The organism is Kitasatospora sp. NPDC029367 (assembly GCF_055569135.1).
Window position 1 is genome coordinate 21,043 of the sequence record NZ_JBVHYH010000024.1, and the last position, 19,398, is coordinate 40,440.

The 19,398-nt window shown below is 72.1% G+C and carries 18 protein-coding genes; 11 read left to right on the top strand and 7 right to left on the bottom strand.

From position 1 onward, the window contains the following. Positions 1-114: 114 nt before the first annotated feature. From ACZ4W5_RS15760 to ACZ4W5_RS15770, 3 genes are all read right to left on the bottom strand, one after another. Positions 115-660, bottom strand: a complete 546-nt coding sequence (locus ACZ4W5_RS15760; RefSeq protein ID WP_465655056.1) for a 2-oxo-4-hydroxy-4-carboxy-5-ureidoimidazoline decarboxylase — start codon at positions 658-660, stop codon at positions 115-117. Positions 661-882: 222 nt separating this feature from the next. Then, positions 883-2,532, bottom strand: coding sequence for an alpha/beta hydrolase (locus ACZ4W5_RS15765; protein ID WP_465654983.1), 1,650 nt, complete (start codon positions 2,530-2,532; stop codon positions 883-885). Between the two features lie 75 nt (positions 2,533-2,607). Next, positions 2,608-3,363, bottom strand: a complete 756-nt coding sequence (locus ACZ4W5_RS15770; RefSeq protein WP_465654985.1) for an SDR family oxidoreductase — start codon at positions 3,361-3,363, stop codon at positions 2,608-2,610. Between the two features lie 334 nt (positions 3,364-3,697). On the opposite strand from ACZ4W5_RS15770, the gene ACZ4W5_RS15775 reads away from it, so the two are divergent. From ACZ4W5_RS15775 to ACZ4W5_RS15805, 7 genes are all read left to right on the top strand, one after another. Continuing rightward, entirely contained in the window at positions 3,698-4,951 is a 1,254-nt protein-coding gene (locus ACZ4W5_RS15775; protein ID WP_465654987.1) for an amidohydrolase, read from the top strand. Between the two features lie 256 nt (positions 4,952-5,207). Further along, complete coding sequence (locus tag ACZ4W5_RS15780) at positions 5,208-6,263, top strand: BMP family lipoprotein (RefSeq protein ID WP_360238077.1); 1,056 nt, start codon at positions 5,208-5,210, stop codon at positions 6,261-6,263. Between the two features lie 299 nt (positions 6,264-6,562). Further along, on the top strand, positions 6,563-8,143 hold the full coding sequence (locus tag ACZ4W5_RS15785) for an ABC transporter ATP-binding protein (RefSeq protein WP_465654989.1): 1,581 nt from the start codon (positions 6,563-6,565) through the stop codon (positions 8,141-8,143). A gap of 3 nt (positions 8,144-8,146) precedes the next feature. After that, entirely contained in the window at positions 8,147-9,301 is a 1,155-nt protein-coding gene (locus tag ACZ4W5_RS15790; protein ID WP_465654990.1) for an ABC transporter permease, read from the top strand. After that, positions 9,298-10,563, top strand: a complete 1,266-nt coding sequence (locus ACZ4W5_RS15795; protein WP_465654992.1) for an ABC transporter permease — start codon at positions 9,298-9,300, stop codon at positions 10,561-10,563. The genes ACZ4W5_RS15790 and ACZ4W5_RS15795 overlap by 4 nt, the downstream gene beginning before the upstream one ends. After that, a complete protein-coding gene (locus ACZ4W5_RS15800) occupies positions 10,560-10,952 on the top strand; it encodes a cytidine deaminase (protein ID WP_360238071.1) in 393 nt (130 codons plus the stop codon). Before ACZ4W5_RS15795 ends, ACZ4W5_RS15800 begins: the two co-directional genes overlap by 4 nt. Positions 10,953-11,084: 132 nt before the next feature. Next, positions 11,085-12,362: a thymidine phosphorylase gene (locus ACZ4W5_RS15805; protein WP_402489324.1), complete on the top strand. Its 1,278-nt coding sequence runs from the start codon at positions 11,085-11,087 to the stop codon at positions 12,360-12,362. A gap of 63 nt (positions 12,363-12,425) precedes the next feature. Here the strand turns inward: ACZ4W5_RS15805 and ACZ4W5_RS15810 are convergent, their stop codons facing one another. The 3 genes from ACZ4W5_RS15810 to ACZ4W5_RS15820 are packed head-to-tail and all read right to left on the bottom strand — an operon-like array spanning position 12,426 to position 14,358. After that, positions 12,426-12,719 (bottom strand): hypothetical protein, encoded by a 294-nt coding sequence (locus ACZ4W5_RS15810; protein WP_465654994.1) that lies wholly within the window; start codon positions 12,717-12,719, stop codon positions 12,426-12,428. Continuing rightward, positions 12,706-13,059 carry an AbrB/MazE/SpoVT family DNA-binding domain-containing protein gene (locus ACZ4W5_RS15815; protein WP_360238065.1) on the bottom strand — a complete coding sequence of 118 codons (354 nt, stop codon included), beginning with the start codon at positions 13,057-13,059 and terminating at the stop codon, positions 12,706-12,708. The genes ACZ4W5_RS15810 and ACZ4W5_RS15815 overlap by 14 nt, the downstream gene beginning before the upstream one ends. Positions 13,060-13,068: 9 nt before the next feature. Further along, positions 13,069-14,358, bottom strand: coding sequence for an MFS transporter (locus tag ACZ4W5_RS15820; protein ID WP_465654996.1), 1,290 nt, complete (start codon positions 14,356-14,358; stop codon positions 13,069-13,071). A 92-nt stretch (positions 14,359-14,450) separates the two neighbouring features. On the opposite strand from ACZ4W5_RS15820, the gene ACZ4W5_RS15825 reads away from it, so the two are divergent. The 3 genes from ACZ4W5_RS15825 to ACZ4W5_RS15835 all read left to right on the top strand — a co-directional run bounded on the left by ACZ4W5_RS15825 (position 14,451) and on the right by ACZ4W5_RS15835 (position 17,358). After that, positions 14,451-15,419, top strand: coding sequence for a LysR family transcriptional regulator (locus ACZ4W5_RS15825; protein ID WP_360238061.1), 969 nt, complete (start codon positions 14,451-14,453; stop codon positions 15,417-15,419). Positions 15,420-15,610: 191 nt separating this feature from the next. Then, positions 15,611-16,768, top strand: coding sequence for an adenosine deaminase (locus ACZ4W5_RS15830; protein WP_360238059.1), 1,158 nt, complete (start codon positions 15,611-15,613; stop codon positions 16,766-16,768). A 215-nt stretch (positions 16,769-16,983) separates the two neighbouring features. Beyond that, entirely contained in the window at positions 16,984-17,358 is a 375-nt protein-coding gene (locus ACZ4W5_RS15835; RefSeq protein WP_465654998.1) for an ATP-binding protein, read from the top strand. 84 nt (positions 17,359-17,442) lie between these two features. Here ACZ4W5_RS15835 and ACZ4W5_RS15840 read toward each other — a convergent pair whose 3' ends face one another. Continuing rightward, the gene (locus tag ACZ4W5_RS15840) at positions 17,443-17,628 is read right to left on the bottom strand and encodes a PspC domain-containing protein (protein WP_188308551.1); all 186 of its coding nucleotides are present in this window, start codon (positions 17,626-17,628) and stop codon (positions 17,443-17,445) included. 366 nt (positions 17,629-17,994) lie between these two features. Between ACZ4W5_RS15840 and ACZ4W5_RS15845 the strand changes: the two genes are divergently transcribed. Next, positions 17,995-19,350 carry a hypothetical protein gene (locus ACZ4W5_RS15845; RefSeq protein ID WP_465654999.1) on the top strand — a complete coding sequence of 452 codons (1,356 nt, stop codon included), beginning with the start codon at positions 17,995-17,997 and terminating at the stop codon, positions 19,348-19,350. Positions 19,351-19,398: the final 48 nt, after the last annotated feature.

A 19,398-nucleotide genomic window follows, 5' to 3' on the forward strand; every position in this document is an offset into this window, starting at 1 on the left:
TCTTCTTGGGCCCCAGCGCCGCCTCCCCCCCCCCCCCCCCCCCCCCCACACACCCCCCCCCCCCCCCCCCCCCCCCCCCCCCCCCCCCCCCCCCCCGGCCGGGGTGGCGGGGGCTCAGCGCGCTCCGGCCTCGGAGTGGGTGGCGACCAGGTGCTCCAGCCTGGTGAGGGCGATCCGCCGGAGCTCGTCCGCCGCGGTCAGCCGCTCCTCGTCCGGGTCGTTGGCCAGCCGGGTGCGGATGGAGGAGAGTACGGCGTCGAGCATCTCCTCCGGGGCGACGCCGTCCAGGCAGACCACGAAGACGTGGCCGAACCGGGCCTCGTAGGCGGCGTGGGCGGCCCGCAGCGCGGTGTGCGCGGCCTGGCTGCCGGGTGCGCGCATGCCGAGCAGCGGCTGCGGCATCCAGCTCTCGTCGGCCAGGGCCTCGGCGAGGTCCGCCGGGCGCAGGTCGTAGGAGGCCTCGCTGGCGGCGGCCAGCAGGGACTCTATGTCGGGGTAGGGCCGGTGGGCGGTGAGCCGCAGGGCCCAGCGGTGGCTGCCGCAGCAGGCCAGCAGGGCCTCCTCGGCGGCGCCGGCGTCCGCTTCGTTGAAGCGGTGCAGGCCGAGGAGGGTCGGCTCGCTGCTGGCGTCGGGCCGCTGTGACGGGATGTCGCTGGCCAGCGGGTCCTCCTCGGAGGGCGGGAAGCGGCTGGTGTGGGTGGTGGAGCAGGTGAAGTATGGGGCTGCGGAGGGGGCGCGCGGCGCCGTTCTGGCAGCCCCTCAAACGTAGTTGAGCGCTCATCAGTTGGGGAGGGCGCGCGCGGAATTCATCCGGACGAGCTATCAAGTTGTGACGTTGACACCTTCGTGTCAGCGCCCTCCCCGTACGGATCTGCTACCGGCTCAGCCGCAGCGGGTGCCCTCGGCCGGCATGGTGCCGTCGGTCAGGTAGGCGGCCATGGCGAGGTCGGTGCAGGCGCTGCCCTTGCCGAAGGCGCCGTGGCCCTCGCCCACCCGGGTGAGCAGGGTGGCCTTGGCGAAGCCCTTGGCCAGCTTCTCGGCGGAGGAGTACGGGGTGGCCGGGTCCCCGGTGGTGCCGACCACCAGGATCGGGGCGGCGCCCTCGGCGCGGATGGTGTGCGGCTTCTCCTGGGTCTTGAACGGCCAGTAGGCGCAGCCGGGCTCGGCGTAGTCGTCCACCGTGACGCCCTTGGAGAGCAGCGGCGCCTCGGTCCGCAGCCGTTCGACGGCCTGCCGGGCGTGCTCGGGGGTCGGCGCGGGGCGGGCCGCGTCGGCGCAGCTGATCGCGCTGTTGGCCTCGTCCATCGGGCTGTAGTGGCCGTCCTGGTCACGGCCGTTGTAGTCGTCGGCGAAGGCCATCAGGTAGTCGCCCTTGTCGCGCTTCATCGCCCAGCCGAGGCTGGCCCGCAGGTACTGCCAGGAGGTCTTCTCGTCCCCGTACAGCAGGGAGATGACGCCGGTCCAGGCCATGTCACGGCCGAGCTTGCGGCCGTCCTTGGTGGTCAGCGGATGGTCGTGGAGGCCGTCCAGGAAGTCGGCGGCCTTCTTGGCGGCCGTGGTCCGGTCCGTGCCGAGCGGGCACTCGTCGGGGTGGTTGTCCACGCAGTCGGCGGCGAAGCGCTCGAAGGACTTCTCGAAGCCGACCTGCTGGTCGACGCCGTGGTCCAGGTTGTCCTGGGCCGGGTCGACGGCGCCGTCCAGGACCAGTCGGCCGGTGTTCTGCGGGAACTCCTCGGCGTAGAGGGCGCCGAGGTAGGTGCCGTAGGAGATGCCGAGGTAGTTGAGCCGCTGGTCGCCGACGGCGGCGCGCAGCACGTCCAGGTCGCGGGCGGTGTTGCGGGTGCCGACGAAGGGCAGCAGCCTGCCGGACTTGGCCTGGCAGGCGGCGGCGTGGTCGGTGGACTGCTTGACGTGGGCGGCCTTGCGCTCGGCGGGGTCGTCCGGCGCGTCCTCCTGGTTGGCGGCGTCGAGCTGCTTGTCGTCGTAGCAGACCACGGGGGAGCTGTCGCCGGTGCCGCGCGGGTCGAAGCCGATCACGTCGAAGCGGTCGTGCAGGGTGCCGGCGAAGTCCTTGGCGCCGTACTTGACCATCTCGACGCCGGAGGCGCCGGGGCCGCCGGGGTTGACCATCAGCGAGCCGATCCGCTTGCCCTGGTCGGCCGCCGCGTACTTGACCAGGGCGAGGTCGATCGCGTCGGTGGCGGGGTTCGCGTAGTCGAGCGGGACGTGCAGCCTGCCGCACCGCATGCCGGAGGTGTCGATCTTCGCCTTCTCGGCCTTGGGGTCGGCCGGGCAGTCCGCCCAGGTGATCTGCTGGCCGTAGAAGGCCTTGAGCGCCGGGTCGGCCTCGCCCTTGGGCCTGGCGGTGGGCGTCGGGGTGGCCGTCGGGCTGCCGGCGGCGGGTGCGGTGGTGCCGGAGGCCTTGTCCTGAGCCGTCGTCACGGTGTCGTTGCAGGCGGCGGTGAGCAGGAGGGTGCCGGCCGCCAGGGCGGTCAGCAGCACCCGTGGGCGGGCGGCCCGGAAGATCGTCATCGCACGTGTGTACCACTCGTGTACGACACGTGTTCGATCGGGGTGTCGTCGGGCCGCCCGCCGGGACGGGGCCGGTCAGCCGCGGTGGACCTTGTGGTTGGCGGCCTGCGCCCGCGGGCGGACCACCAGCAGGTCGATGTTCACGTGCGAGGGCCGGGTGACCGCCCAGGCCACGGTGTCCGCGATGTCCTCCGAGGTCAGCGGCTCGGCCACGCCCGCGTACACGGCGGCGGCCTTCTCCTCGTCGCCGCGGAAGCGGGTGACGGCGAAGCCCTCGGACTTCACCATCCCGGGCGCGATCTCGATCACCCGGATCGGCTCCCCGCACAGCTCCAGCCGCAGCGTCGCCGCGATGGTGTGGGCGGCGTGCTTGGCCGCGACGTACCCGCCGCCGCCCTCGTAGGCGGCCAGCGCGGCGGTCGAGGAGAGCACCAGCACGGTGCCGTCACCGGTGGCGCGCAGGGCGGGCAGCAGCGCCTGGGTCACGTGCAGCACCCCGAGCACGTTCACCTCGTACATGGCCCGCCAGTCGGCCGGGTCACCGTGCTCGACGGTCTCCGCGCCGATCGCGCCGCCCGCGTTGTTCACCAGGACGTCCACCCGGCCGACCTCGGCCGCGAAGGCGTCCACGGCGGCCCGGTCGGTGACGTCCAGCGTGACCGCCCTGGCCGAGCCGCCCCGCTCGGCGATCTCCTTGGCCAGCGCCTCGATCCGCTCGGTCCGGCGCGCGGTCAGCACCACCTCGAAGCCCTCGGCGGCCAGCCGGCGGGCGGTCGCCGCGCCGATTCCGCTGCTGGCACCGGTGACCACGGCCACCTTCTGCTCGGTCATTGCTACTCCCTGGGGCTCATCCGGTCGTTCGTCCGATCATCTCAACCGGGTGCGCGGAGCGAGCGCTCCGGTCCGGCCGTCACCCGGGCGCCGGGCGCACTGCAGGGGGGACGGCCACCGAACGGGCCTGCTGAGCGGCCGTCAACGGGCCCGGGCGTCAAGCCGGTGGCGGCCGTGACCACCGGCCAGGGTGATCGTTGCACAGGGCAAGCAACCCGGGGAAGGCGGCTGAAACGAGATGTCATACCCACCTGTCCGGCCGGTATGCGCCCATCCGGGGACTGGTTTTCCGGAAGTCGGGCCAAATCCCCCCAACGGGCCTACTCTTGGGGAGATGAACCGTCCTGAGCCCGCTCAGCCGGGCGCCACTCTCGCCGCCGCACGCCCCGCCGCCGAACTGCGCGCCCGGGTCCGGGGGCTGGAGCCCGAGCTGATCGCCTTCCGCCGTGATCTGCACCGGCACCCGGAGCTGGGCCGCCAGGAGTTCCGCACCACCAACCTGCTGCGCGACCGGCTGGTCGCGGCGGGCCTGGAGCCGCGGGTGCTGCCCGGCGGCACCGGGCTGCTGGTCGACCTCGTCCCGGCCGGCACCGCTGCGGGCACCGAGTTCCTGGCCTTCCGCGCCGACATCGACGCGCTGCCGATCGACGACGCCAAGACCGACGTGCCGTACCGCTCGACCGTCCCGGGCCGGGCCCACGCCTGCGGCCACGACGTGCACACCTCGGTGCTGCTCGGCACCGGCCTGGTGCTGGCCGGGGCGCTGCGCTCCGGCGAGCTGCGCCGCCCCGTCCGGCTGGTGTTCCAGCCGGCCGAGGAGGTCATGCCCGGCGGGGCGCTGGACGTCATCAACGCGGGCGGAATGGAAGGCGTCGGCCGGATCTACGCGGTGCACTGCGACCCCAAGGTGGAGGTGGGCCGGATCGCCCTGCGGGTCGGCGCGATCACCTCGGCCTGCGACCGCCTGGTGCTGCACCTGGACGGCCCCGGCGGGCACACCGCGCGCCCGCACCTGACCACGGACCTGGTGACCGCGATCGCCCGGATGGCCGCGGACCTGCCGGCCGCCCTGGCCCGCCGGATGGACCCGCGCTGGGGCGTCAGCCTGGTCTGGGGCCGGATCGCCTCCGGCTCCGCGGCCAACGTCATCCCGCAGCACGCCGAACTGGAGGGCACCGTCCGCTGCCTGGAGCTGGACGGCTGGCGCGAGGCGCCGGACCTGCTGCACGAGCTGATCGCCAAGCTCGCCGAGACCTATCGGGCCAAGTGGACCCTGGACTACCACCGCGGGGTGCCGCCGGTGGTCAACGAGGCGGTCTCGGTCGCGCGGCTGGAGGAGACGATGACCGCCCGGTTCGGCGGGGACGGCGCCCAGGTGGTGGAGGGCACCGAACAGAGCCTGGGCGGCGAGGACTTCTCCTGGTACCTGGAGCACGCCCCGGGCGCGCTGGCCCGCCTGGGCGTCCGGGCCCCCGGCGACACCACCGTCCGTGACCTGCACCAGGGCCGCTTCGACGTGGACGAGCGGGCGATCGGCGTGGGCGTGGAGCTGTTCTCGGCGCTGGCCCTGGAGGATGACCGGATCTGACCGTTCCGAGGGGGTTTGTGGGCGACGCGTGCGCAGGTTGTCGAGCTCCGGAGTTTCGGAACAGTTCCGTAGACTGGGCGGACCAAGTCTCGGATTCACCGTCCGCGCACGGGAAAAGGGGCTCGGGGAAGGCCGTCAGACCACGGTTTGATAACAACCCGAATGCTCCGGCAGCCCGTAACCCAACCGTGTTCTACGCGCGTTACGGTGGCGTCCGACCACGCTAATCGGGTGCGTGTGAGAAGGAGAAACTCCCTTGCGCCGTTCAATGAAGCTCGCCGCGGTTGTGCTCTCGGGTTCCCTGGGCATGGCCTCGCTCGCCGCTTGCGGCGCAAAGAGCACTGACACCAACGCCTCCTCCGGGTCTTCCGACGCTCTCAAGGTCGGCATGGCCTACGACATCGGCGGCCGTGGTGACCAGTCCTTCAACGACTCCGCCGCGCGCGGTCTCGACAAGGCCAAGGCCGACCTGGGCGTCTCCGTGACCGAGGCCGAGGCCAAGTCGGGCGAGGCCGAGGCCGACAAGGAGACCCGCCTCAAGAACCTGGTCGACGCCGGTTACAAGACCATCATCGCGGTCGGCTTCGTCTACCAGCCGGCGGTCAACAAGGTCGCCAAGGACAACCCGAACGTCAAGTTCGCGATCATCGACTCGAACGACAAGGACCAGCCGTCCAACGTCACCTCGCTGCTCTTCGCCGAGCAGGAGGGTTCGTACCTCGCCGGCGTCGCCGCCGCGAACAAGTCGAAGGCCCACCACATCGGCTTCATCGGTGGTGTGCAGTCCGAGCTGATCAAGAAGTTCGAGGCCGGTTACAAGGCGGGTGCCAAGTCCGTCGACCCGAACATCCAGGTCGAGACCACCTACCTGACCACGCCTCCGGACTTCACCGGCTTCAACTCGCCCGACAAGGGCAAGGAGGCCGCGCAGGGCCAGCTCGACAAGGGCGCGGACGTCATCTACTCCGCCGCCGGCTCCTCCGGCAACGGCTCCATCGAGGCCGTCGCCAACGCGGGCAAGTGGGCCATCGGCGTCGACTCCGACCAGGCCAACCAGCCGGCCCTGGCGAAGTTCAAGAACAGCATCCTGACCTCGATGGTCAAGAACGTCGACAACGCGGTGTACGCGTACATCGACTCGGTCAAGAAGGGCACGCCGTTCACCGGCATCAAGCTCTTCGACCTCAAGGCCAACGGTGTCTCGCTCGCCACCACCGGCGGCAAGATCGACGACATCCAGGACAAGCTCAAGGCCGCCAGCGACGCCATCACCAGCGGCGCGACCACCATCCCGACCGCGCCGACCTCCTGAGGACGGCGCGTCCCGGACGCGACCTGACGCTGCCGCCTGCCCGGTAGCGCGATGATCGACTCGATCAACGGGAGGGGCCCGGCAGGGTGCGCTCGACGCACCCCCGGGCCCCGTTCCGTCTCCACGTTTCCCCTGTCCCCCCTTGGCCCTCCGAGCGCAACGACGCGCCTCCAGACCACCAGGAGACCGCCATCACCGCATCAGACCCCGTCCCCCTGCGCAAGGACGGAACCCCCAGCGCGGGGACGGCGACCCCGGCCGTCGAACTGCGCGGCATCACCAAGCGCTTCCCCGGTGTCGTGGCCAACCACGACATCAACCTCACCGTCCGCACCGGCACGGTGCACGCCCTCATGGGCGAGAACGGCGCCGGCAAGTCGACGCTGATGAAGATCCTCTACGGCATGCAGAAGCCGGACGAGGGCACCATCGCGATCAACGGCGAGCTGTGCGAGTTCCACACCCCCGGTGACGCCATCGCGCGCGGCATCGGCATGGTGCACCAGCACTTCATGCTGGCCGACAACCTCACCGTGCTGGAGAACGTCGTCCTCGGCGGCGAGAAGCTCCACGGCATCGGCGCCAAGGCGAAGGCGAAGATCAAGGAGATCTCCGACCAGTACGGCCTGGGCGTGCGCCCGGACGCCCTGGTCGAGGACCTCGGCGTCGCCGACCGCCAGCGCGTCGAGATCCTCAAGGTGCTGTACCGCGGCGCCAAGATCCTGATCCTCGACGAGCCCACGGCCGTACTCGTCCCGCAGGAGGTCGACGCGCTGTTCGACAACCTGCGCGAGCTCAAGGCCGAGGGCGTCACCGTCATCTTCATCTCGCACAAGCTGCACGAGGTGCTCGCGGTGGCCGACGCGATCAGCGTCATCCGGCGCGGCACCACGGTCGGCGACGCCGACCCGAAGGCCGTCACCGCCCGCCAGCTGGCCGAGCTGATGGTCGGCGCCGAGCTGCCCTCCCCGGAGAGCCGCGAGTCGACCGTCACCACCACCGAGATGCTCAAGGTCGAGGGCCTGCGGATCGCCAAGACCGACGCCGAGGGCATCGAGCGCGTCGTCCTGGACGACATCTCGCTGCGCATCCACAAGGGCGAGATCCTCGGCATCGCGGGTGTCGAGGGCAACGGCCAGGCCGAACTGGTCGAGGCCATCATGGGCATGCTGCCGCTGGACGGCGGCACCGTCACCCTGGACGGCAAGGACCTCTCCGGCACCCTCACCCGGGCCCGCCGCGAGGCCGGCATCGGCTACATCCCCGAGGACCGCCACAAGCACGGCCTGCTGCTGGAGGCCCCGCTCTGGGAGAACCGGATCCTCGGCCACGTCACCGAGGAGCCCAACTCCAGCGGGGTGCTGCTCAAGCCGGCCGCCGCCCGCGAGGACACCGCGCGGATCGTCCGGAAGTACGACGTCCGCACCCCCGGCATCGAGGTCACCGCGGCCTCGCTCTCCGGCGGCAACCAGCAGAAGCTGATCATCGGCCGCGAGATGAGCCACCAGCCCAAGCTGCTGATCGCCGCCCACCCGACCCGCGGTGTGGACGTCGGCGCGCAGGCGCAGATCTGGGAGCACATCCGGGTCGCCCAGCGGGAGGGCCTGGCCGTCCTGCTGATCTCGGCGGACCTGGACGAGCTGATCGGCCTCTCCGACACCATCCGGGTCATCTACCGCGGCCGCCTGGTCGCCGACGCCGACCCGGCCACCGTCACCGCCGAGGACCTCGGCACCGCGATGACCGGTGCCGCCGCAGGCCACATCGAGTCCGAGCCGGAGGCCGTCGCCGAGGCGCAGGCCGTCGCCGCCGAGGGCACCGAGGCCGCGGCCGAGCACCCGCACACCGACACCGCCGACGACCCGCAGGCGGGGGAGTAACCCATGACCAGTCCCAACCCCGCCGCCAAGCGCAGCCTGGCGCAGCGGATCAGCGGTGAGCGGATCGTGCTCGCACTGGCGGCGCCGGTGCTCGCGGTCGTGCTCTCCGTCGCGATCTGTTCCGTCCTGCTGGCGACCTCGGGCAAGAACCCGTTCGACGCGTGGAACGTGATGATCACGTACGCCACCAAGTCGGACGGTCAGGTGAACATCCTCAACCGGACCACCACCTACTACCTGGCCGCCGCGGCCGCCGCGTTCGGGTTCCGGATGAACCTGTTCAACATCGGCGTCGAGGGCCAGTACAAGGTCGCCGCGCTGTTCGCGGCCTTCGTCGGCGCCCAGGTCGACCTGCCGGCGATCATCCAGATCCCGCTGCTGCTGGTCACCGCGATGCTGGTCGGCGGCCTGTACGCGAGCATCGCCGGTCTGCTCAAGGTCTACCGCGGTGTCAGCGAGGTCATCTCGACCATCATGCTGAACTCGATCTCGCTCGCGATCGTCGGTCTGCTGCTCGTTCCCGGCATCTTCGCCCCGAAGGTCAGCGGCACCAGCAACTCGATCCAGACCGACCCGGTCTCGCAGTCCAGCCACTTCTTCAGCATCCCCACCGCCGGTGGGAACCTCTGGGGCTTCATCTTCGTCGCCGCCCTGGTCGGTGTGGTCTTCCAGTTCACCCTGACCCGCACCCGCTTCGGCTTCGACCTGCGCGCCACCGGCCGCTCGGAGTCCGCCGCGACCGCGTCCGGCGTGAACGTCAAGCGCATGGTGGTCATCTCGATGGTGGTCTCGGGCGCCATCGCCGGTCTGATCGGCCTGCCCGAGCTGCTGCAGAACTCGTACTACTACGGCCAGAGCTTCCAGCCCGGCCTCGGCTTCCTGGGCATCTCGATCGCCCTGCTCGGCCGGAACAGCCCGATCGGCATCGCCTTCGCGGCCCTGCTGTTCGCCTTCCTGGACGCCACCGGCTCGCAGCTGCCGCTCCAGGGCGGGTTCCCCTTCGAGATCGTCGACGTCATGAAGGGCACCATCGTCATCTGCGTCGTCGTCGCGTACGAGCTGGTGCGCCGCTACGGCTTGAAGCGCCAGCAGCAGAAGGTCGGCGCCCAGCTCGCCGCCCAGGCCGCCGCCACTGAGAAGAAGGAGGTGTCCGCGTGAGCACGGCGACTGTCGCCCGTCCGAAGGCGCCGGGCGCGCCTGCGAAGAAGCGCAAGCTGTCCTGGCCCGTGGTGCTCCTGCTGATCGCGGGCGCCCTGGTCCTGTTCGCCGCCGTGGGCATGGCCACCGGCAACCACTCGCTGACCTCCTCCGGTCAGGTCGCCGCGGCGCTCGGCTCCGCCGTGCCGATCGGCATGGCCGGTCTGGGCGGTCTCTGGTCCGAGCGGGCCGGTGTGGTCAACATCGGCCTCGAAGGCATGATGGTCGCCGGCACCTTCTGCGGCGCCTGGGCGGGCTACCTGGTCAACCCGTGGGTCGGTCTGCTGGCCGGCATGCTCGGCGGTGCGCTGGGCGGTCTGCTGCACGCGGTCGTCACCGTCACCTTCGGCGTCGACCACATCGTCTCCGGCGTCGGCATCAACCTGCTGATCCCCGGCATCTGCGCGTACGTCAACCGGATCTACTACAAGGACTACATCTCGGCCGGTGCCGGGGCGAACCAGTCCCCGCCGGCGGACCCGCTGCCGTACATCACCGTCCCGGGGCTGTCCTCCGGCTTGAAGACCATCGAGAACCACCACTGGTTCCTGGTCTCCGACCTCGCCGGCGTGCTCGGCGGTCTGGTCACCAACCTCTCGGTGGTCGTGGTGCTGGCCGCCGTGCTGATCGTGGTCAGCTACTTCCTGCTCTGGCGCACGGTGTTCGGCCTGCGGCTGCGCTCCTGCGGTGAGAACCCGACGGCCGCCGAGTCGCTGGGCGTCAACGTCTACAAGTACAAGTACCTGGCGGTCATCGCCTCGGGCGCCTTCGCGGGCCTCGGCGGTGCGTACCTCTCGCTGGTCGCCGCGCACTTCTACAAGGACGGCCAGACCCTGGGCCGCGGCTTCATCGGCCTCGCGGCGATGATCTTCGGCAACTGGATGCCCGGCGGCCTCGCCATGGGCGCCGGCCTGTTCGGCTTCACCGACAGCCTCCAGCTGCGCGACCCGGAGTCGGTGCACGTGCTGATCCTGGTCGTCTCGATCGCGATGGCGCTGTTCGCCCTGTGGCAGCTGTACCGCCGCAAGTACACCGCGACCGTGGTCTCCTTCGTGGTGGCCGGCGGCCTCGGCGCCTGGTACGCGCTGACCGACGAGGTGCAGCGTCCGCTGATCGTCGCCACGCCGTACCTGATCACCCTGGTGGTGCTCTCGCTGGCCTCGCAGCGCCTGCGGATGCCCAAGGCCGACGGTCAGGTCTACCGCAAGGGCCAGGGCAAGTGACGGCCCCCGCGGTCGACTGGGAGCGGCTGCGCGAGGCGGCGCGCGAGGCCATGGGCCACGCGTACGCCCCGTACAGCAAGTTCCCGGTCGGCGCGGCGGCGCTGGTCGACGACGGTCGGCTGGTCAGCGGCTGCAACGTGGAGAACGCCTCGTACGGGCTCGGGCTGTGCGCCGAGTGCGGGCTGGTGTCCGCGCTGCACGCCTCCGGCGGCGGCCGGCTGGTCGCCTTCACCTGCGTCGACGGCGCGGGCGAACTGCTGATGCCGTGCGGGCGCTGCCGCCAGCTGCTGTACGAGCACGGCGGACCGGGACTGCTGGTCGACCTGGCTTCCGGCGTGAAGCCGATGAGCGAGGTCCTGCCCGACGCGTTCGGCCCGGAGCGGCTCTAGCTTCGGCAATTGTTACGCGCGTAGAGTGTCGCGAGTGGGCCGGAACCCGGTCATCTCGCGGCACTCTTCGCATTTCCACGCATCTTCTCGACGCATCTGTACGACGCATCTGAAACCCCTCTTGGAGCACGCATGGACGCCATCTCCGTCATCAGGACCAAGCGCGACCGCGGCGAGCTGAGCGACGCTCAGATCGACTGGGTCATCGACGCCTACACCCGTGGCGAGGTCGCCGACGAGCAGATGTCCGCGCTGGCCATGGCGATCCTGCTGAACGGCATGAAGCCGCACGAGATCAGCCGCTGGACCGAGGCCATGATCCGCTCCGGCGTCCGGATGGACTTCTCCTCGCTGCCGCTGCCCACCAGCGACAAGCACTCCACCGGCGGCGTCGGCGACAAGATCACCCTCCCGCTCGCCCCGCTGGTCGCCGCCTGCGGCGCCGCCGTCCCGCAGCTGTCCGGCCGCGGCCTCGGCCACACCGGCGGCACCCTGGACAAGCTGGAGTCCATCCCCGGCTGGCGCGCCCTGCTCTCCAACGACGAGATGATGGACGTGCTGCGCGACGCCGGCGCGGTCATCTGCGCGGCCGGCGACGGCCTCGCCCCCGCCGACAAGAAGCTGTACGCGCTGCGCGACGTCACCGGCACCGTCGAGGCCATCCCGCTGATCGCCTCCTCGATCATGTCCAAGAAGATCGCCGAGGGCACCGGCGCGCTCGTGCTGGACGTCAAGGTCGGCTCCGGCGCCTTCATGAAGAACCTGGACGACGCCCGCGAGCTCGCCCGCACCATGGTCGGCCTGGGCACCACCGCGGGCGTCAACACCGTCGCCCTGCTCACCGACATGTCCACCCCGCTCGGCCTCACCGCGGGCAACGCGCTGGAGGTCCGCGAGTCCGTCGAGGTGCTGGCCGGCGGCGGCCCGGCCGACGTCGTCGAGCTGACCCTGGCGCTCGCCCGCGAGATGCTCGCCGCGGCGGGCGTGCACGGCAAGGACCCGGCCGACGCGCTGCGCGACGGCTCCGCGATGGACCACTGGCGCCGCATGATCGCCGCCCAGGGCGGCGACGTGGACGCCCCGCTCCCGGTCGCCCGCGAGCAGCACGTCATCCCGGCGCCCGCCTCCGGTGTGCTCACCGAGCTGGACGCCTACGCGATCGGCGTCTGCGCCTGGCGCCTGGGCGCCGGCCGCGCCCGCAAGGAGGACCCGGTGCAGGCCGGCGCCGGCGTCGAGATGCACGCCAAGCCCGGCGACACCGTGGTGGCCGGCCAGCCGCTGCTGACCCTGCACACCGACACCCCGGAGCGCTACGACTACGCCATCGAGGCGCTCGCGGGCGGCATCACGGTCTCCCCGGAGGGCACCGCGTTCACCCCGAACCCGATCGTGCTCGACCGCATCGCCTGACCGTGGTCGTGAACAGGTCCGCCCGCCGGTGCTCACCGCCGGGCGGACCTGCGCTTTCACCGGTCAGGGACGGCCGAAGATGTCGTGGGTGCCGATCCGGCGCCAGACGATGTGGGGTTCGCCGTCCTGGACGGGCACCCCATAGCTGAACGTGGCGCGGCCGTCCGGAGCCCAGGTCATCTCCCACACGTCCGGGTGGCCCTGCATCTTCTTCACCCGAAGGCCCCGACGGAAGCCCCGTCCGGCGCGGAGGTCGGCGACGAACTGGGCCACGGCGACGAGGAACGCGGTCTTCTGCGCGGCGGTCAGGCTCTTCCAGTCGCGCAGGAAGTGGGCCAGCGACTCATACGTCGGCACGTCGCTTGATCTCCCCCACGTCCAGGCCGGCCTCGTCGGCGAGCGACTGCAGGAAGGTGTCACCGTCCTGGAACACCTCGCCCCGCTCGCCCGCCGCGATCGCCTCGTCGACCTCGTGCTCCTTCTGCTGCCAGGCAGCGCTCCAGAACCATGCCTGGTCGTCCGGGATGACGGAGGCGGGGGTCAGGACGATGCGGCCGTCCTCCACCGCAACCACCAGCTGGTCACCCTCTTGGAGGTCCAGCTGCTCTCTTATCTCCTGCGGGATGGTGACCACGCCCTTCTTCCGCACGGGCGTGGACACGAGGTGGGGACGGCGCCGGCGCTTGAGGTCTGCCATGAGGAAAGTCTACCTCGCAGAAAGTCTGCCCAATCTTGCTCGCCGGGCTGTGTGCGCCTGGTGGGTGGCGTAGAGGGTGACGGCGGCGGCGAGGGCCATGGCGGTGAGGCCGACGGTGGCGGCGCCGGGCCAGCCGGTGGAGTGGTAGGCGTTGGCGCCGAGGGTGCCGCCGAGGCTGTTGCCGAGGTAGTAAGCGATCAGGTAGAGGGCGGAGGCCTGGGCACGGCCCTCGGTGGCGGTGCGGCCGACGGCGGCGGAGGCGGTGGCGTGGCCGGCGAAGAAGCCGGCGGTGATCAGTACCAGCCCGAGCAGCGCGCAGACCAGGGAGTCGGCGAGCGAGAGCAGCAGCCCGGCGGCGGTCACGCCGATGGCGACGTAGAGGGTGCCGCGGCGGCCGAGCCGGCCGGAGAGGCGGCCGGCCGCGGCGGAGGTGCCGGTGCCGACCAGGTAGACCACGAAGATCGAGGCGGCGACCGACTCCGGCAGGTGGAAGGGCGCGGCGATCAGCCGGTAGCCGACGGTGTTGTAGACCGCGCCGAACACCGCCATGAAGAGCATCCCCAGCGCGTACAGCCGCACCAGCAGCGGGTTGTGCAGGTGCCGGCCGACGGTACGGGCGAGCGCGCGGGCGTCCACCGGGGCCGGGGTGAAGTGCCGGGCGGCGGGGATCAGCAGCCGGAAGGCGAGCGCGGCCAGCAGGGCGAGGGCGGCGGAGGCGGCGAGGCCCCAGCGCCAGCCGAGGGCGGCGGCGGTCCAGCCGGAGACCAGCCGGCCGCCCATGCCGCCGATGCTGTTGCCGGCCACGTACAGGCCCATCGCGGAGGCCAGCGCGCTGGGGTGGACCTCCTCGGCGAGGTAGGCCATGGCGGTGGCGGGGAGCCCGGCGAGGGCGGCGCCCTGGAGGACGCGCAGCGCGACCAGGGTGGTGAGGCCGGGCGCGAGGGGCAGGGCGACGGCGAGGGCGGAGGCCGCGAGGACGGAGGCCGTCATCACCGCGGTGCGGCCGTACCGGTCGGACAGCGCGCTGGCCGGGAGCAGCCCGAGGGCGAGGCCGAGGGTGGCGGCGGAGGCCGTCCAGCTGGCCTGGCCGGGGGTGAGGTCGAGGTCGGCCGAGAGGACCGGCAGCAGGCCCTGGGTGGAGTAGAGCAGGACGAAGGTCGCGACCCCGGCGGCGAACAGGGCGAGGTTGGCGCGGCGGAAGCCGGGTCCGCCCGGGCGGTGGCGGTCGTCCCGGTCGAGGGTGTGCGCGGCGGAGGCATCCGGGGTGCCCGCGGATGCCCTGGTATCGGAGGGCTGCATGGCATCGACGCTAGGCCCGGCACGGTTGATGCGTCCAATGCATGAAGAGTGGATGATCGATGCACTGGCGTATGGGTCGAGGTGGGACGGGGATGGCCGTGGCGGATGTGTCGGACGGAGCGGAGCAGCCGTACCGGGCGGCCGAGTTGGGGCCCCGGGAGCCGGCCGTGCTGCTGGCGCCCAGGCTGGCCCGGTTCGCCGCGGTGGCCCGGCTGGAGCACGTGACCCAGGCGGCCGCGCTGCTCGGGGTGCCGCAGCCGACGCTGTCGCGCGCGGTGTCCCGGCTGGAGGCGGAGCTGGGGGTGGAGCTGCTGGCCCGTCAGGGCCGGACGGTCCGGCTGACCAGGGCGGGCCGGCTGCTGCTGGCCTCGGTGGAGCGGGCGCTGGCGGAGCTGGAGCGCGGCGCGGAGGCGGCCCGGGCGGAGGCGGACCCGGCGGCGGGGCGGGTGGCCTTCGGCTTCCTGCACACGATGGGCCCGGACGCCGTCCCGGCGCTGCTGCGCGGCTTCCGGGTGGCGCACCCGCGGGTGCGGTTCCAGCTGGTGCAGGACTACGGCATGGCGATGCTGGAGCGGTTGCGGGCGGGCGAGTTGGACCTGTGCCTGGTCGCGCCGCTGCCGGACGACCCGGCCTTCACGGCCCGCCCGCTGGACGAGCAGCGGCTGCACCTGGCCGTCCCGGCGGACCACCGGCTGGCGGGGCGGCGGCGGATCCGGCTGGCGGAGGTGGCCGAGGAGCCGTTCGTCGGGTTGGAGCAGGGCTACGGGCTGCGCATGATCACGGACGGCTTCTGCGGGCAGGCCGGCTTCGTGCCCCGGCTGGCCTTCGAGGGGGAGGAGACCGAGACCCTGCGGGGGCTGGTGGCGGCCGGGCTGGGGGTGGCGCTGCTGCCGCCGGCGCTGGTGCCGCGGCCCGGGGTGGTGGAGCTGGAGGTGACCGCGCCGCGGACCCGGCGGGCGATCGGGCTGGCCTGGGCGACGGGGCGGCCGCTGACACCGCCGGTGGCGGCGTTCCGGGACTTCGTGCTGTCCCGGCGGGGGCGACTGCTGCACCACGACTGAGGTGCGGGGCGCAGACGACTGCGGTGAGGGGCGCCACGACTGAGGTGGGGGCGCAGCGACCGCGGTGGGGGGCGCACCGCGGTGGATTTGGCGGATCCTATGGACCGGGCGGTGGAATTCCGGCCCTGCTTTGGACCATCCGGTGGTGTTCCCGGTGGTGGGTCTACGCGCGTAGGGGCTATATTTCCGCAATGGAGAAGCAGATCCCCGTTACCACCGCGGGCACCGGCCCGCGCATTCCCACCCCCGACCAGATCCGCCGCGCGCCGAAGGTCCTGCTGCACGACCACCTCGACGGCGGACTGCGCCCCGAGACCGTCGTCGAGCTCGCCGCCGCGAACGGCTACGAGGGACTCCCCACCACCGACGCCAAGGAGCTCGGCGAGTGGTTCCGCGAGGCCGCCGACTCCGGCTCGCTGGTCCGCTACCTGGAGACCTTCGCCCACACCTGCGCCGTCATGCAGACCCGCGAGGCCCTGATCAAGGTCGCCGCCGACTGCGCCGAGGACCTGGCCGCCGACGGCGTCGTGTACGCCGAGGTCCGCTACGCCCCCGAGCAGCACCTGGAGGGCGGCCTGAGCCTGGACGAGGTCGTCGAGGCCGTCCAGGAGGGCTTCCGCCTGGGCGAGGCCAACGCCCGTGCGGCCGGCCACCGGATCCGCATCGGCACCCTGATCACCGCGATGCGGCACGCCGCCCGCTCGCAGGAGATCGCCGAACTGGCCAACCGCCACCGGGACTCGGGCGTCGTCGGCTTCGACATCGCGGGCGCGGAGGCGGGCTACCCCCCCACCCGCCACCAGGCCGCCTTCGACTACCTCAAGGGCGAGAACAACCACTTCACCATCCACGCGGGCGAGGCCTTCGGCCTGCCGTCGATCTGGGAGGCCCTGCAGTGCTGCGGCGCCGACCGGCTCGGCCACGGCGTGCGGATCGTCGACGACATCACGCTGAACGAGGACGGCACCGTCGAGCTGGGCCGGCTGGCCGCGTACGTGCGCGACAAGCGCATCCCGCTGGAGATGTGCCCGACCTCCAACCTCCAGACGGCGGCGGCCGCCTCGTACGCCGAGCACCCGATCGGGCTGCTCAGCCGGCTGAAGTTCCGGGTCACCGTGAACACCGACAACCGGCTGATGAGCGGTACCAGCATGAGCCAGGAGTTCGGGCACCTGGTGGACGCCTTCGGCTACACCCTGGGCGACATGGAGTGGTTCACGGTGAACGCGATGAAGTCCGCGTTCCTGCCCTTCGACGAGCGGCTGGCGATGATCAACGACGTGATCAAGCCGGGCTACGCCGAGCTCAAGGCGGAGTGGCTGTTCAGCGTGGGCACCGCCGGCAGCTGAGCCGACGACCCGCCCCTGCGGTCGGATGAACGCGGCTTCCGGGCACGGAAGTTGGCGTTCATCCGACTACTCACTCGAGTGAGTGAACGCCCTTTGGTTCTCACGCGATCCTGTCACTACGGTGTGCCAGTCAATGCTGACAGGCCGTGGCGGCAACCGCCCGTCCGCCGCCCCGTGCGATGTCGGCCACCGACGAGGACTCAAGGGGACGAACCATGAAGCAGGCTCTCAAGGCCGCCGGTACCGCGGCGCTCGGCATCGCCATCGCAGCGGTCGGCGCCGGCACCGCCTCCGCGGCCGGCCAGGCGGCCGGCGGCCTCGGGCTGCCCACCGGCGCGGTGACGAACCCCGCGGTGACCGGTGCGGTCACCGACACCGCGGCCAAGCTGCCGGGCGGCGACAAGGTCGCCGGCACCCTCGGCACCCTGACCCCGAGCGCCGGTCAGGCCGCTCCCGCCCCCGCCGCCGACGCCGCTCCGCTCGCCGGCGTCACCCAGCAGCGTGGCGCCGTCCCGAGCGTCCCCGGCCTGGACAAGACCCCCGTCGGCGGGCTGACCGGCGCCCTGCCGCTGCCGGGCCTGACCGGCTGACCCCGGCCGCCGTACGATGACGGGCCGCCCGCCCCCGGAGACCCCGGGAGCGGGCGGCCCGTCGTCGTGCCCGCCGGTACGGCCTCACGGCTCCTGGGGGAGCAGCACCCACAGCGCGAGGTAGACCAGGAACTGCGGGCCGGGCAGCAGGCAGGACAGCAGGAAGATCAGTCGTACGGTCCACGGGGTGAGGCCGAAGCGCTCGGCGATCCCGGCGCAGACGCCGGCGATGACGCGGTTGTGGCGGGGACGGGCGAGGCGCGCACTCATGGGAACTCCTTGGCTGGCTGCCGGTGCCGGGTGGTCCGGCGGGCGTACCTCCATACTCCGCCGCCGGCGCCCCGGAAACCTCCACCCGCCAGGCGATCCTCGACCCTGGCCGGTCACCGGGAAGACGTAGACCCGGATCGGGGTCCGCCTCAGGGATGACCCGGAGATGCGGGTGCGAAACCCGTTCGCGAAGGTGTCCGGGCTGAGGGATATGATTCCGCGGTCGCTGATGGTGGGGGGAAAAACCGGCGGCGCCGTCACGGCCTCAAGAGGCCCCTCACGCCTGCGATTTCGCACTCTTCTCGGGCTGTGCCCGAATTCTCCCGTGAGGTCCCCTTGCGCAATCAGCCCCGCAGAATCCTCGCCGTGGCCGCCGCGGCCGCGCTGGCCTCCGGCGTCGCCCTGGCCTCGGCCCCGGCGGCGCTGGCGGCCCCGACGGCCGGTCCGACGGCTCCCGTCTCACCGCCGCAAGGCCTGGCCTCGCCCATCGTGATCACCACGAGCGCATTCCCGACCACGGTCGAGGCGGGCACCTCGGTCGAGTTCACCTCGACCCTCAAGAACACCGCCGACCACCAGCTGAACGTGCAGACCGACTTCGTCGTCACGACGGTCCGCGGCAGCGGCCCCCGGCAGAGCCAGCTCAGGTTGGAGTACCAGCGCCCCGGCGACACCCAGTGGCACGACGCCAAGGTGCAGGGCAACGACGCCGGCGGCGCTTGGGCACTGGACCAGTTCGCCACCGAGCTGCATCTGGCGGCCGGCGCTGAGTTCACCTACCGGCTGCGGCTGACCTTCGCCGCCGACGCCGCCCCCGGCCCGGCCTCCGCCGCCCTCAGCGCGGTGGCCTTGGATCCGACCCTGCCCGCCCCGGGGCAACGCCCCACCGTTGCCTGGGGCGGCACCCCGAACTTCACGGTCGTTCCGGTGGGTGGCCCGACCACCCCGGCCCCGGTCGGGCTCCCGGACGTGAAGGTCGAGGGTGTGCCCGCCTCCTTCACGGCCGGCGGCGAGGCCAAGGCGTTCAAGGTGGTCTACAGCAACCACACCGGCAAGGACCTCCAAATCGTCCCGGCGGTCGTCCTCCAGGGCGAGAACGCGTTCCTTCCGGCAGTGGTCAGGCTCGAATTCCAGACCCAGCAGGGCCAGTGGCTGGCCGGCACTCCGTCGCCGCTGGGGGACCTCGCCAGCACCCAGTTGGCTGTGGCGCTGTACACCGGCAACAAGAGCACCGACATGATTCCGCTGCCCGACGGTGAGACCCGTACGGTCAACCTGCGGCTCGCCTGGACCAAGGACGCACCGGTGGGCACCGAGTCGGTGTTCGCCAACGGTTACAGCCTGGCCGGTCCGGGCGGGACCGAGCGGGGGACCTCCAGCCCGAAGGTGGACTTCCGGATCGAGGCCGCCACGGCGGGGTCCGGCGCCCCGGCCCCCACATCCTCGGCCACTGGTGCGCCGACCACCCGGGCCACTGCCGATCCGTCCAGCGCCGCCGTCCCGGCCGCGCAGGTCACCACCGGCGCGCCGAGCCCCGCGGCCGACACCCCGCAGGCCGCCGCTGCCGCCGCCCCGGCCCCGGCGGTCGTGGAGACCACCCGGCTCGCCTCCACCGGCGGCGGCTCCTCGGCCGCCCCGATGGCGATCACCGGCGCGACCGCGATCGCCCTCGGCATCGGAACCCTGGTCGTCGCCCGCCGCCGACAGCGCGCCGGGAACTGAGCCCGGACAGCACAAGGCCCGTCCGTCCCCGTTCGAAGGCGGGGACGG